Source organism: Chryseolinea sp. H1M3-3, assembly GCF_029360725.1.
Lineage (GTDB): Bacteria > Bacteroidota > Bacteroidia > Cytophagales > Cyclobacteriaceae > Chryseolinea.
In genome coordinates this window covers 199838-213858 of the sequence record NZ_JARKMY010000014.1, presented here as the reverse complement: position 1 = coordinate 213858, position 14021 = coordinate 199838, and the positions used below count along the sequence as shown (strand labels likewise).

13 protein-coding genes are annotated in these 14021 nt (G+C 39.5%); all 13 read left to right on the top strand.

The genetic code is table 11. The features are described from left to right. Nucleotides 1-2 precede the first annotated feature (2 nt). The 13 genes from P2W71_RS22095 to P2W71_RS22035 all read left to right on the top strand — a co-directional run bounded on the left by P2W71_RS22095 (nt 3) and on the right by P2W71_RS22035 (nt 13911). Complete coding sequence (locus P2W71_RS22095) at nt 3-740, top strand: FkbM family methyltransferase (RefSeq protein WP_276373574.1); 738 nt, start codon at nt 3-5, stop codon at nt 738-740. Continuing rightward, entirely contained in the window at nt 737-1666 is a 930-nt protein-coding gene (locus tag P2W71_RS22090; RefSeq protein WP_276373573.1) for a glycosyltransferase, read from the top strand. The genes P2W71_RS22095 and P2W71_RS22090 overlap by 4 nt, the downstream gene beginning before the upstream one ends. Before the next feature lie 30 nt (nt 1667-1696). Beyond that, the gene (locus tag P2W71_RS22085) at nt 1697-2941 is read left to right on the top strand and encodes a polysaccharide pyruvyl transferase family protein (RefSeq protein ID WP_276373572.1); all 1245 of its coding nucleotides are present in this window, start codon (nt 1697-1699) and stop codon (nt 2939-2941) included. 48 nt (nt 2942-2989) lie between these two features. Continuing rightward, complete coding sequence (locus P2W71_RS22080) at nt 2990-4627, top strand: hypothetical protein (RefSeq protein WP_276373571.1); 1638 nt, start codon at nt 2990-2992, stop codon at nt 4625-4627. Further along, entirely contained in the window at nt 4609-5763 is a 1155-nt protein-coding gene (locus tag P2W71_RS22075; protein ID WP_276373570.1) for a glycosyltransferase family 4 protein, read from the top strand. The genes P2W71_RS22080 and P2W71_RS22075 overlap by 19 nt, the downstream gene beginning before the upstream one ends. Beyond that, a complete protein-coding gene (locus tag P2W71_RS22070; RefSeq protein ID WP_276373569.1) occupies nt 5760-6875 on the top strand; it encodes a glycosyltransferase in 1116 nt (371 codons plus the stop codon). Before P2W71_RS22075 ends, P2W71_RS22070 begins: the two co-directional genes overlap by 4 nt. Then, nucleotides 6868-8016 carry a glycosyltransferase gene (locus P2W71_RS22065; protein WP_276373568.1) on the top strand — a complete coding sequence of 383 codons (1149 nt, stop codon included), beginning with the start codon at nt 6868-6870 and terminating at the stop codon, nt 8014-8016. Before P2W71_RS22070 ends, P2W71_RS22065 begins: the two co-directional genes overlap by 8 nt. 86 nt (nt 8017-8102) lie before the next feature. After that, entirely contained in the window at nt 8103-9083 is a 981-nt protein-coding gene (locus P2W71_RS22060) for a GNAT family N-acetyltransferase (protein ID WP_276373567.1), read from the top strand. Nucleotides 9084-9696: 613 nt separating this feature from the next. Beyond that, a complete protein-coding gene (locus tag P2W71_RS22055; RefSeq protein WP_276373566.1) occupies nt 9697-10302 on the top strand; it encodes a hypothetical protein in 606 nt (201 codons plus the stop codon). Then, nucleotides 10299-11291, top strand: a complete 993-nt coding sequence (locus P2W71_RS22050) for a polysaccharide deacetylase family protein (protein ID WP_276373565.1) — start codon at nt 10299-10301, stop codon at nt 11289-11291. Before P2W71_RS22055 ends, P2W71_RS22050 begins: the two co-directional genes overlap by 4 nt. 168 nt (nt 11292-11459) lie before the next feature. Further along, nucleotides 11460-12578 (top strand): glycosyltransferase family 4 protein, encoded by a 1119-nt coding sequence (locus tag P2W71_RS22045; RefSeq protein ID WP_276373564.1) that lies wholly within the window; start codon nt 11460-11462, stop codon nt 12576-12578. A 108-nt stretch (nt 12579-12686) separates the two neighbouring features. Next, on the top strand, nt 12687-13292 hold the full coding sequence (locus tag P2W71_RS22040) for a sugar transferase (RefSeq protein WP_276373563.1): 606 nt from the start codon (nt 12687-12689) through the stop codon (nt 13290-13292). Beyond that, a complete protein-coding gene (locus P2W71_RS22035; RefSeq protein ID WP_276373562.1) occupies nt 13279-13911 on the top strand; it encodes an acetyltransferase in 633 nt (210 codons plus the stop codon). Before P2W71_RS22040 ends, P2W71_RS22035 begins: the two co-directional genes overlap by 14 nt. Nucleotides 13912-14021 lie beyond the last annotated feature (110 nt).

Genomic DNA, 14021 nt, shown 5'->3' with positions numbered 1-14021 from the left:
TTATGTATAGATTAAAGAAGTTTCTTTTAAAAAAAATAAAACAAAAAGGCTACTCGCTTTCTAAACAGCAGGCTAGAAATGGAAATGAGACCAATCCTTTGTATTACTTAGCAGGTTTTTTTATTCATAATGGATTTAAGGGAGACCTTGTTCAGATAGGGGCTAATGATGGCGTAACTAATGATCCGGTAAGAAAGTTAATATTGGATTTTAAAATCCCCTCGCTGCTGGTTGAGCCACAATTACCAATATTTAAAAAATTGCAGACAGCATATTCTGCCGTGCCGCATGTTCGATTGGAAAATTGCGCGATCGATAACGTAAGCGGTAACAAAGAATTGTTCTATGTTGAACCTGTATCTGGCTATCCCATGTGGGCAAGCGGGATAGCGAGCTTTGATAAAGCTACGCTCCTGAAGCATAAAAGAGTGTTGCCAGGTCTAGAAGGTAATCTTCGGAAAATTAACGTCCCCACATTTACGTTTCGCCAGCTTTTACAAAAACATGATATTCAGGAGGTGTTGATATTACAAATAGATACAGAGGGTTATGACTTTGAATTGTTGAAACATATTACGTCTTCCGGTGTACGTCCGAAGTTAATTCAATATGAACATAAACACCTTTCATTTCGGGATCAGAGTGCTTGCCGGGAAATGCTCACCGAAATGGGTTATGCATTTCTAACGAAGCCAGAAGATACAATTGCTATTTACAAGGATCAAGCAATATCTTCATGAGAAAATACTTTGCAGGATTCATCATGACTTATGAGAGGCCGGACATATTAGCGTCCACTATCCACAAAATATTTGAACAAAGCCTCGCTCCAGAAAAACTGATCATTGTAGATAATAGCGAATCCCATCTAACGAGGAATCTGATTGAGCAAATGAATGATCCTCGGCTCGAATACGTAGCCGTTGGATATAATGCTGGCCCTGCTGGAGCGGCCAAAATTGGACTGTCGAAGCTAATCTCTGAAGGGTATGATTGGATTTATTGGGGTGATGATGATGACCCACCTCGTATCACACACGCATTTGAGATATTACTGTCAATACCCGATAAGATTAACGAAGAAAAAATCGGTGCTCTCGGCTTAACTGGAAATCGCTTTGATATCGGCACAGCAGTCTTTACAAAAATTCCTAACGCGGAATTAAAAGGAATTGTGGAAGTGGATTCTATTGCAGGTAATAACACTTTCATCATTAGCGGGAAGGCCGCACGGCGTTGCGACCTTCCCAATCCAGAACTATTCTTTGGTTTAGAGGAATTAGACTATTGCTTGAGTCTGAGAAAGGGAGGTTTTAAACTTTTCGTTGATGGAGACACCTACTATGCGTTGAGGGAGCGTGCAAAGAAACACATCCGTGATACTCCTGTGAGTGATTTTACGAGGCTCTCCTTTGATATTCGAAGCAATAATTTATGGAGGGAATATTACAGTATTCGAAATCTAATTTTTCTGATGTCAAAAAAATGTAACAACTCTCCTGTAGCCATGCTGGTGATCATAAAAAGTCTGGTGAAAGGATTAATTAGTTTTAGACGCGGAATAAAGTTTGGTTTTGTTTACAGTAGACTTACTATGTTTGCCATTCTTGATGCAGTCACTGGAAAAATGGGAAAGACATTTTCATCAGATTCATTTAAATTATAACCTTCGTTTGTTGAATGTCAATTGTATATTATGAGCCTTTCAAAAATTTTACTAATAACCAAATTAAAGACTACAAACATTGGTAATCAGGCATTATCGGATGAGGTTATCAAGCTTTACGAACGCACACCCGAAAATTTACATGTCGCTGGTCGTCCTGAAGGGCTTTTTGGCTTTTCAATTGAAAAGCTTAAAAAATCGGAAGACGCGCTAAGGACTTTTGAAGCTTGGGCGACATCTATCGTTGATATCCTGAAACCGTCTATGCATACGGTTGTATTCGTTCCTGTTACCAGAAAAGTTGAACTGCTGTCCTTTAATGATTTTAAGGTTCGTAATGATAAATGGTACCAACGAATAAAGGACGTGTTCCGCAAATATGTGCATAGTGACGCTTTATTTGCCAAAGCATATAAGAAAAGGTTTTTAACAGTAGCCGCTGCTGATTCTATTGTTTATTCCGGCGCCGGAGAAGTAGGGGATAACAACATTTTTCTACGACAGTTGCTTGAACTGCGTATAGCCCAGAAGATCGGAAAAAAAACATACGCGATAAACCAATCTGTCGAAGTGGTTGAAAGCCCGATGCGGCAAATATGCGGCTTTGTGTATAAGCAATTGGATGAGATCATTGTTCGTGGTCATATGTCTCGCGATAATCTTGTTTCCCTTGGGGTACCCCTTGCGAGAATTAAGTGCTTTCCTGATTCCGCGTTTCTAAATCAAACCCCCTCCTTAGAGGCGAGAGAAGCGTTAAGGAACAGGTACAATATTCTCAAACCAGCGGTGGGCATCAATGCTACGAAGGTTGCTGATGATATAAACGCATGGGAAGAAATTATAAAATTACTCAAAAAATTAGGGTATAACTTGTACTTTATTTCCAATGATCCAGTGAGTGACAAGGTGCTTGGAGAGCACTTTGCAGCTCGTCATGGCCTGATCCCAATCCTTGAGTTTATTAATTATCCAGAATATAGCGCACTTTTATCAAATTTTTCATTCGTAATTAGCTGTAGATTGCACACCAACGAACTGGCTTTAACAGGCAGTACACCAGTTATTCCGATTGAAGGCAGACACTTCAAAACAAAAGAAGTTTTTAATTTGGTTAACTACCCAATTCCGGTCACAAATACTGGTTCTTCTAACTGGCCGGATGAAATTAAACAACAAATTGAAACGTTGCATTCTAAAAATAATGATGTGAATCATTTTATCCAAGACCTTGATAGCATTCGAAAATTAAGTCTGGAAAACTGCTTTGATTCATGAGAGTCAGTGTTTGCCCGGTTCTGAATTACTCTTCAAAGTCCTTAGTTGATGAAGAAATATAAGATAGGTTTATTATTGGATTCGTTCTTGATACGGGCGTGGCAATACCATATACTGGACTATTTAGTTAATCATCCGACATTTGAAATCGGGTTAATCGTTATAAACGATGGCAAAAGAGCGAGCCAGAAAAATACAAAGTACGCGGTATATAAATTGTTTATTTGGCTTGATAGAAAGATTTTCAAGACAAAAACGAATCTGTTTTCGACACGTGATTGTTCAGACCTACTTAAAAATAACAAGATACTTCGTGTTAAACCGAAGCAAACAAAGATTACTGATGAAATAATTGGTTCTGATCTATCGACAATTCGTGAATGTCGTCTAGATATTCTCATTCGATTTGGCTTTAAAATTTTAAAAGGAGATATTCTTTCATCGGCACGTTATGGGGTATGGTCTTTACACCATGGGGATAATAGGGTAAATAGAGGAGGGCCACCGGCTTTCTGGGAAGTTGTAAACAATGAAATTGTAACCGGGGTAACCTTATTAAAATTGTCTAGTAATCTTGACGGTGGATCGGTATTAGGAAAATCGTATGCAAAAACAGATAAGACTTCCTTCCACCGTAACCAAATCTCCGCTTTTTGGGCTGGCATAGAATTATTTTGTGCTTCCCTAAATTCTTTTGTGAAAGATGGTCCTGAAAAATTCTTCGCTGAAACAAAGAATAATTACGTGTTGGGATTCTATTCTCAACCTTTATTTCGTAATCCGACCAACGGTAAGGCAGTCAGAATTTTTATCAGCTTTTGGCTGAGACGAATCAATGAATTATTAAAAGATGTATTCTTACAGCAGCAGTGGAGTATATATTACTATGCCGGCAGTCGGCAATTAGAAACGTCGTTATTTCGTTATACGAAATTGCTGCCACCTCCAGGAATTGACTGGGCTGATCCATTTGTAGTCGAATACAGCGATGCTGTATTTATTTTTTTTGAAGAATTTGTTCACAGGGAAAAAAAAGCTCATATAAGCGTACTACAATTTAGTAAAGATGGTAAGCTTGAATCACAAGAGCCAATGAGGGTGTTGAGCGAGAAATATCATCTTTCATATCCATTTATTACAGAGGTAGAGGGTACGTTGTATATGATCCCTGAATCTGCTTCAGTAAAAAAAGTTAGCTTATATGCATGTGTTAAACACCCATCAATTTGGGTGAAGAAAAGAGATATTTTGACTGACGTTGAATTCTTTGACCCCACGTTGCATTTCCATGAGGGTATATGGTATTTATTTGGAACGATAAAGCCTTGGGAAGGAAATTCACCGGATCAATACCTGGCTATTTATTATTCCGAGGACTTAATGAATGGCATTTGGCAACCGCATCCAATGAATCCGTTGTCTCGAGATGTAAGAGGTTCCAGACCAGCTGGAAAAATATTTGTTCATAAAGAAAAAATAATACGACCCTCTCAAGTGGGAGCTCCTAAGTATGGGTCTGCAATACGTTTTTACCAAATCATTAAACTTTCAACAACTGAATTTGCAGAGGTTGTTATTGATGATGTACAACCTTTGTGGGAGCCCGATTTATTAGCCACGCATACATTTAATTCCGCGAATGAATTTTCGGTTGTAGACGTCCAAAAATGGAGATCAAAAATATGAAGGTGATTGTTTTTCTTAATTCCATGTATACTGGTGGCGCTGAATACTCAACACTAGCGTTTTACAGCTGGCTTTTACGGAAAGGATATGTCGTTAAATTGGTTTGTTATAAAATTGCAAGTCCTAGCTATTCCTGGCGGGAGTTTGGATTTAGCGAGATAGTCATATTGGAGGGCAATTCGTTTTTTAAGAAGTTAAAAGCTTTCAATAAATTAGTAAAAGAATTTAATCCTGATGTCGTCCATTCGGTTTTATTTCAAGCCAATATTCTAGCCCGGTTTAGTCGGTTTTCAAATTCATTTATACATCTTGAAAGCCTTGTTACGGAAATGTACTCTCTTCAACGTTTGGCTGACCCTAATATCTCTCGCATGAAGTTGGAAGCATATCGTGTTTTCGATTTAATCACCCAGTTCTGGGGAGTTGATCATTTTCATTCTAATGGAGAGTCTGTTGCCGTTCATTATCGAAACAAATTAAAAATAAATGCGACAAGAATAACCGTTATCCCTCGTGGTCGAACCATAAATCCCTTTGTGGGAAATACCGAAGTCAGAGCAAAACTCCGTAATGAACTGAAAACGGGAAATAGACTAATGGCGATCCAAGTTGCAAGTCATGGCTATCCAAAGGGGCATGACGTTTTGCTTGATGCATTAAATCAACTAGGACATCTCAAGGAAAATATTCAAGTGGTGCTTGTAGGACGAGAGGGGACGCAAACCGAGGCAATTCTTAAATCGATTAAGATTTTTAAACTTGAAAAAGTAGTCGCTATTTTAGGCCATCGAAACGATATCTCATCACTCTTGATTGCGGCAGATATCTTTGTTTTTCCATCTCGGTTGGAAGGGCTGCCCGGAGCATTAATTGAAGCTGAGGCTGCTGGTCTTCCGATCGTTTGCTCCGATATTCAAAACAATAAAGAGGTAGTAGAAGAAAACAAAAATGCCCTCCTTTTTTCATCGGGTAACCCCACTAGTCTCGCTGACAGTATGAAAGAAATGATCAGTGATCAGGAGATGCGAGAGCGATTTGGAAAGAATAGCACAAAAATATTTATGACATGCTTTCGCTTGGAAGCTGTTCATGAACGGATGCTTGGCCTATTAAAGCGTTTGAGCAAAAGGGAATGAAGGTTGTTCAACTTGTAATGCGACGCCAGTATAGGGGTGCAGAGATCTTTGCAGCACAGCTTTCGAAGGAATTAGCAAGCAATGGCGTGAACGTGTTATATATATCGCTTTATAGCGCTCCCGTCGATGACTTTAAGCCCCTTGGTGTGAGATGGATTGATCTAAATGCTGAAAAATCCGCATCGATTAGTATTTCGTTGTTAAACACTTTGTTCAAATCTTTGGAGTCATTTAAGCCAGACATCGTGCAAGCCAACGCTGGCGATACACTAAAGTACGCTGTGTTGGTTAAAATGGTATTTCGGCTTCAGTACAAAATCGTTTTCAGAAACGCCAGTACGATCAGTGCGTACCTGAGGAATCCAGTGAAGAGGTTTTTCCAAGGCTTGTTACTGAGAAAAATTGAAAAAATCATTTCGGTTTCCGAGTTAAGTAAAAAAGACATTATCACCGTTTACCCTTTCCTCGAGGATAAAACGGTCGTTGTTCCAATTGGAATCGATTTAAAAATTAAAAATATTTTTCCGGAGGAATTATCTTATGCGTATGGAAGAAAACCAGTGTTCATTCATGTTGGTGGTTTCAGTTTTGAAAAAAATCATCACGGGCTTATTTCGATTTTTCAAAAGTACTCGCATATGCATTCTTCCGTCGGTACCCTATTACTCCTGGGAGACGGACCTCTAAAGCCTGAAATAGAGAAATTAGTCGTTGAGAAAAACCTTAAGGATAAAGTGATATTTTTGGGAAGCCGAAAGGATGTGTTATCACTTATTTCTAAGGCAGATGCACTGCTTTTGCCGAGCAATATTGAGGGGCTTCCAGCGGTTATCTTAGAAGCCTGTAGCGTAAACGTTGGTGTTGTTGCATATGATGTTGGAGGTATTCACGAAGTCATCAAAAAGGGTGAGACCGGATGGTTAGTATCCAAAGGTAATGAAGATGATTTTGTGTCTTCGATGGCTGATGTTATTTCTCAAAGCGATGCTGTGAAATTGCAAATAAAAAATGCTTTTAATTTTGTCACTGAAAGGTTCAGCATCAGTGAAATAGCTTCAAGTTTCCTAAAGGAATACCAAAATGTTTTAAACCGTAAACACAAACATGGATAGCGCGGCGCCCTATAAAGTTTTACACATTATAAAATCGTTGGGCAGGGGCGGGGCGGAAATGTTATTACCCGAAACCTTAAGGTTACACGATAAAAATAAATTTGAGTTTCACTATGTCTATTTTTTGCCTTGGAAGAACCAGATGGTGGACAGTTTAATCGCGCAAGGGGGGAGGGTTACTTGCATAGCCGCGAATAACAACATCTCCTTGATATTAAAAGTAAGAAAAGTGCTAAAGTATGTACGGGAGCATAAGATTCAGATAATTCATGCTCACCTTCCCTGGGCTGGCATTGTTTCAAGATTGGTGGCTAGATATACGGACGTACCTGTTATCTATACAGAACATAATAAGCAGGAAAGGTATCACATTCTAACCCGGATTACGAATTTAGCAACCCTCAATTGGCTTAGCCGCATTATTGCTGTATCGGCTGATGTGGCTGAATCTATTGTGCGGCATAAACGAAATCTAACAAGTCCTATACAAGTTATTGTTAACGGCGTCAATACTCGCCGTTTTACGCCACAAACGGGAGACCGAAATGAAATTCGAAATGTTTTGCAGATTCCCGTTGACGCACCGGTAATCGGGACCATTGCTGTCTTCCGATTTCAAAAGCGGTTGGATGTTTGGCTGGACATAGCCTCTACGATTTTGGCCTCCATTCCGGAAGCACACTTTATTATTGTTGGAGACGGCCCTCTAAAACCAATATTGATGGAAAAACGACAGCAGTTAGGTATCGAGAAGAAGGTTCATTTTGTTGGACTTCAAACGGAAGTAAGACCTTTCCTGGCAACGTTTGACCTATACATGATGTCATCTATTTTTGAAGGCTTGCCCGTTGCCTTATTGGAAGCAATGGCATCTGGATGCCCTGTAATTAGTACGGATGCAGGTGGAGTGAAGGAAGTAATTAGGCATGAGATCGACGGTCTGCTATGCAGCACAGACGAACCACAAAAATTAAGTCAGATGGCTATTTCTTTACTTCGTTCTGCAGATCGCAAAGCGTATTTTGCGTCCCAAAGCCGCAAAAGAGTTGTTGAATTCTTTAGTATGGAAAAGATGGTGAATGAATTGGAGAATCTTTACACCAAAACTCTTTCGGAGCCAAGTAAAAAGATTTCTAAATGACTTTTTGCTGATTGATGGATATTTTCCATCAACGGTCTCAAGAACCTTTTAGGAAAAAAATTGCTGAATTATATTTACCAGTTCAGATGCAAATACGTTCGGCAAATGATAGCGATATTCCCTCGATCGTTAACTTATTGAAAATAAGTTTGGGGGAGGCGCAAATGCCTAAATCGGTAAGGTATTGGCGTTGGAAACACCTTGACAATCCCTTTGGCCAATCACCCGTATTGGTCTGTTATGAAGGGAGTAATCTTATTGGTGTGAGGGCGTTTATGCGCTGGGAGTGGCGTAAATTGGATAAAATATTTAAATCAGTAAGGGCAGTTGATACTGCTACCCATCCTGCACATCAAGGTAAAGGAATTTTTAAAAAACTCACCCTTGCATTGATTGACAATTGCAAGGCGAAGGGAGATGATTTTGTATTTAACACACCAAATTCGAAAAGCAAACCAGGCTATATTAAGATGGGCTGGCAAGAGGCTGGTAGGCTTCCCATAAAATTCAGTATTCAACGGCCCTTTCATCTATTACGCCATGTAATTGGTAATTACCAAGTTCATGAGGTAGATCTTCAAGCTAATCAAATCAATTATTACCTTAATCACCCGACTTTACAAGCGCTGGTCGGCGATAATCGTACACCGCACATGGTTACAAACGTTTCTGCTTCTTATTTGAAATGGAGATATTTGAAAGTGCCAGTAGCGAGTTACATTGTCGCAGGTGAAGAAAAAGGATCACTGCTAACCGGATTGGCTATCGGGCGAATAAAGCATACCCGTTTCGGTAGGGAATTGCGTATAACCGATTGTTTTCTAAAAGATAATGCATCTGAATCTGGGTTAATGCATCAGCTTGAAAACTACAAAAAGACATTGGACATCGATTACTGCACGATATCCGGCACGGTACCAAAAAATATTCAGAAAATCATCGGCATCGGATTGAAGGTCTCGATGGGACCGACCGTAACCATTCGCTCAGTTAATCTACCGGAATTGGCTAACTTGCAAAACTTTAAGGAGTGGTCGCCTTCTATCGGTGACCTAGAATTGTTTTAAAATGATTGGAGGGCTAATAGTTTTAATAGTTACTGGCTTAATTTCTTTTGAAATCATCAGTAGAATGAAAAGGCGTTATCCTTTCATTGACCATGTGTTTCTAAGAAATTTATTTTTTTATCACACGCTGTTGTTATTCGCATATTATGGTTATGCATTATTAAACTCTTCCGATTCATCGTATTATTATCAAAAGGTTTTATATAATTTTCGTGGTCCGACATGGTTAGATTTTTATGGAACAAGCACCATATTTATAGAATTTGTTGGATACCCATTTATAAAGTTTTTTGGTTTCTCATACGAGGCCATCATGGCTCTCTTTTCTTTTTTTGGGTTCCTCGGATTCTTACATTTTTACATTTTTTTTCGCGAAAACATCAAATTCAAGCACAAATTATTTGGATTTGATTTGTTGAAATTATTTTTTTTGCTTCCAAACCTTCATTTCTGGTCTACTTCTTTTGGAAAGGGCGCCCTTATTTTTTTTGGTATTGGTTTATTCTTTTACGGTATCAGCAATCTTCGAGGTCGGGTTCTTCCTGTTATTCTGGGTGGTATCCTGATTTATTATGTGCGTCCGCACATTATGTTGGTCATATTGGTATCCGCGATGATAGCTTTTGTCTTCTCGACAAAGGGCGTTTCGCTGGCTTGGCGCTCTTTATTTGTTGTAGGTGCTTCGATAGCTTTCTTTTTTATTTATCAGGACGTACTGAGTCTTGTGGGAATTGATGAAAATGAATTTATAACGCAAGGTCTGGATTTAACCCATCGCGCTACCGAATTGACAAAGGCCAGTTCCGGAGTCGATATTACTTCCTATTCATTACCCTTTCAAGTTTTTACTTTCATATACAGACCGTTATTTATTGATGCCGGCGGCTTGCTTGGGCTTATTGTCTCTTTTGAAAATGTTTTTTATTTATTCCTTACTTTAAAAATGCTTACCCGCCTAAGCGGGATCCGTTTTCTTTGGGGTGGAAATTTCTTGTCAAAAAGTGCCCTCTTAAGTTTTATTACAATTAGCATTGCGCTGGCCCAAGTGTCGGGCAATCTTGGTTTAGCCATGCGGCAAAAAAGCCAAGTAATGATACTGTTCCTGTTTGTAATTATTTCTTTTTTAGACGCCGAAAAAATGAAGTTGTATCAAGCTTCGGTAATAAAACGTGCTCGGCGAGCACGTTTACTAGAGTTACAGAAAGAAGCATTGACATGAGTTCCATATTTATAATTTCCCTTGATTTTGAATTGCACTGGGGCGGCTTTGAAAAGTGGCCTTTGCAAGACTATAGACAATATTTCCTGAATACCAGATGTATTATTCCTGAATTGCTTAAGGCATTCAGTGAACGCGGGATTCACGTTACATGGGCGGCTGTCGGGATGCTTTTTTACGACTCGAAACGTTCCCTTTTGCAAAATATTCCATTGCTGACGCCTTCATATCGGTCAAAAGAATTGTCCGCATATCATTATATTAAAAATGTCGGAATAGGGGATAGCGAGACAGAAGATCCATTTCACTTTGCTCAAACCCTGGTGAAACAAATCATTAAAACACCCTACCAAGAATTGAGCTCGCATACATTTGCGCATTATTATTGCAACGAACCGGGACAAACACTAGATCAATTTCGGGCAGATCTCAAAGCTGCCCAACACGCTGCAGGGATGTTCAAAAAGAAACTTAAGTCGCTGGTGTTTCCACGAAATCAGTTCAATGAAGAATATTTAAAAATTTGTTATGAGGAAGGCTTTATTGCCGTACGTGATAATCCCCGGGATTGGTTCTGGAATATTAGAAGTACACAAAAAGAATCCCTTTGGAAGCGATTTAATAGAGGAATGGATGCATATTTTCCAATCGGCAAAGAAAATACCTATGCGTTAAGCAATCTTCATTTTCAGTCGGGTCTTCCAATCTCCATTCCCGCAAGCCGATTATTACGCCCATATAGGCCAAAAGAATTTATTTTAAACGACGTAAAGATCGCACGCATCAAGTCAGAAATGACCCGGGCTGCAACGAAAAATGAAATCTATCACCTTTGGTGGCATCCCCACAATTTCGGCCATTATCCAAAAGAGAGTATGGCGGAATTGAACAAGCTACTGGATCACTTCTTGATTTGTGAAAAGAAATACGGAATGAGAACTTTGAGTATGGGGGAAGTAGCGGATCTGGTTATTGACAGAGATAGATGAAGTTTGATTGATTTTGGCAGTAGGTGTTACTAAATGAAAACGTTGGAAACCCCATATCAAAAAATCGGAAAGTAGTAGAACATAATCATTATTTCTTTGCCTCTAATCCTGAGAATTACAACTGTTCCAATTTCCCTCCACTTATTGTTGAAGGGTCAATTTCATCACATGCGTAATTGTGGTTTCGAAGTAGTGACCATGAGCGCGGATGGTAAGGAAGTCGGAGATATTATTAAAGATGGAGTGAGGCATATTGCAATTCCTTTCACAAGGAAGGTTACTCCGTTTCAGGATTTAAAATGCTTATGGCGTCTCATTCTTGAAATAAAAAAACTTAGGCCAGACATCGTCCATACTCATACACCAAAGGCCGGATTGTTGGGGATGTTGGCGTCGTGGATTTGTGACGTTCCAGTCAGGATGCATACTGTCGCCGGGTTGCCGCTAATGGAGTCATCTGGATTAAAGCGAAAGGTCCTTGAAATTTCTGAACGGGTCACTTACGCCTGTGCCCATAAGATCTATCCAAATTCATTTGGTTTAAAGAAATTCATTCAGGATCACTTCCATGTGCCCGATAAAAAAATAAAAATTATTGGAAAAGGAAGTAGCAACGGTATAGATACTGTTTTTTTTGATAGATCACCCCAACTCGAAATTCGAGCTAGGGAAATTCGACAACAGCATAAAATTTCTCTAAATGATTTTGTTTTTTCTTTTGTGGGACGTATCGTTCGTGATAAAGGAATCGTTGAGTTGATAGAAGCATTTCAAAAAGTTTCAGAGGACTTTGCAAGTCTACACCCTGGAAAAAAAGCTTTTCTTTTGCTGGTAGGCCCTTTTGAGCATGACCTCGATCCGTTGCCCCAGCATATTTATGACTGTGCGATGGATGATAAACACATTATCTTAGCTGGATTCCAGCAGGATATCAGACCTTGGTTAATTGCCTCCGATGTTTTTGTTTTTCCCAGTTATCGAGAAGGTTTCCCCAATGTCGTGATGCAGTCAAGTTTGTTGAAGGTTCCATGTATAGTATCAGACATCAATGGGTGTAATGAAATTGTTCAACAAAACAAAACAGGCGTTATAGTTCCTTCTAAGGATGTGGGGGCTTTGGTTAAGGCAATGAAAGAATTGGTTGTGGATGACGTAAAGCGACAAAACTTTGGACAATTGGCACGTGATTTTGTTGCCGCTAATTTTAAGCGTGAAATTATTTGGGAAGAACTGAAGAAGGAATATGAAGCTACTTTAAAACTAAAAGCCAGTAAAAGAAGGGAATAAGCAATCAGTCGAATAGCACCGCTAATAGTACACCAGAATAAACTTAACAGTAATCCGCGCAGGTGTCTTTTGAAAAGAACTATTATTTTTGTGCAAACCACATTCTGTTTGTACCTCAAAATTATAAAACCTTTTTTCGATCGAGTTGTATCGTTTCTTGCATTAGTAGTTCTTTTTCCTGTTCTAATTATTGTAGTGCTATTGCTTTCTATTGCAAATCATGGTAAAGTTTGGTTTGTGCAGGAAAGGCCAGGAAAGAATGGAAAGTTGTTTACTGTTATTAAGTTTAAAACCATGACCGACGATTGTGATAGCAACGGAATTTTGTTGCCTGATGATCAGCGTCTAACAACCGTTGGCAAGTTTGTTCGAAAGACATCGATTGATGAAATACCCCAACTTTTTAATGTTCTGCTTGGTCACATGTCACTTGTCGGCCCAAGGCCTTTGCTGAAGGAATATTTACCCTTATATAATTCGGAACAAAAAAGGCGTCACTTGGTAAAACCGGGTATCACTGGATGGGCGCAGGTTAATGGACGAAATACATTGTCCTGGCAGCAAAAGTTTGCATACGATGCGTGGTATGTGGATAACGTGTCGTTCGCATTAGATATAAAAATCTTATTTTTGACGGTTATAAAAGTTTTTAAAGCGGAAGGGATCAGCAGTGAATCCTCATTAACGATGGAAAAATTTCGTGGCAACGGGTAATATTATAGTTCAGGGAGCCGGAGGACATGCGCATGTGGTTATGGACTGTGCAGTAGTCCAGGGATATACTGTTGTATGCGTATATGATCCCAAATGCAATGGCTCATTATACGGCGTCCCAATTCGCCAAGAATACAACATTAACGACTTCCCGAACTCTAAGATGGTGGTCGCTATTGGTGATAATGCAACACGAAAAAATGTTTCGGAAAGGGCGCGTCACCCTTTTGCCAATGTTGTCCATCCGTCAGCGGTACTGTCTTCGCACATAACAGTCGGGGAAGGAAATGTGGTGTTACAAGGTGCAATCGTTCAAGCGGAGTCGAAAATGGGCAGTCATATTATAATCAATACGGGTGCCCAAGTCGATCACGATTGCGTAGTTGAAGATTTCGCTCATTTGGCACCTGGTGTAATTCTGTGCGGAAACGTCTATATTGGAGAAGGAGCTTTTATAGGAGCGGGAACAACAATTATCCCTGGTAAGAAAGTAGGCGCATGGAGTATTGTAGGTGCCGGGTCTGTAGTAATCGATAATATACCTGACAACGTGGTGGCTGTAGGCAATCCGGCGAGGGTAATTAAGTATGTAAGTTCAGGATTGAAGTTTCAAGCTTGAGAAATTGCCGGCAGTTAATCGTGTTGGGGCGAGGGGATGCTGCCGATTTTGTTATCGTATTTTGCCAATTATAGTATGCCTGTATGACTAATATTTGCGATCGCTAGTCG

Excerpts from the sequence above, each read along its gene's own strand:
- P2W71_RS22045 (WP_276373564.1), top strand. The coding sequence starts at position 11,460 with ATGCGTAATTGTGGTTTCGAAGTAGTGACCATGAGCGCGGATGGTAAG.
- P2W71_RS22050 (WP_276373565.1), top strand. The coding sequence starts at position 10,299 with ATGAGTTCCATATTTATAATTTCCCTTGATTTTGAATTGCACTGGGGC.
- P2W71_RS22075 (WP_276373570.1), top strand. The coding sequence starts at position 4,609 with ATGGAGATCAAAAATATGAAGGTGATTGTTTTTCTTAATTCCATGTAT.
- P2W71_RS22055 (WP_276373566.1), top strand. The coding sequence starts at position 9,697 with ATGATAGCTTTTGTCTTCTCGACAAAGGGCGTTTCGCTGGCTTGGCGC.
- P2W71_RS22095 (WP_276373574.1), top strand. The coding sequence starts at position 3 with ATGTATAGATTAAAGAAGTTTCTTTTAAAAAAAATAAAACAAAAAGGC.
- P2W71_RS22070 (WP_276373569.1), top strand. The coding sequence starts at position 5,760 with ATGAAGGTTGTTCAACTTGTAATGCGACGCCAGTATAGGGGTGCAGAG.
- P2W71_RS22085 (WP_276373572.1), top strand. The coding sequence starts at position 1,697 with ATGAGCCTTTCAAAAATTTTACTAATAACCAAATTAAAGACTACAAAC.
- P2W71_RS22060 (WP_276373567.1), top strand. The coding sequence starts at position 8,103 with ATGCAAATACGTTCGGCAAATGATAGCGATATTCCCTCGATCGTTAAC.
- P2W71_RS22065 (WP_276373568.1), top strand. The coding sequence starts at position 6,868 with ATGGATAGCGCGGCGCCCTATAAAGTTTTACACATTATAAAATCGTTG.
- P2W71_RS22090 (WP_276373573.1), top strand. The coding sequence starts at position 737 with ATGAGAAAATACTTTGCAGGATTCATCATGACTTATGAGAGGCCGGAC.
- P2W71_RS22080 (WP_276373571.1), top strand. The coding sequence starts at position 2,990 with ATGAAGAAATATAAGATAGGTTTATTATTGGATTCGTTCTTGATACGG.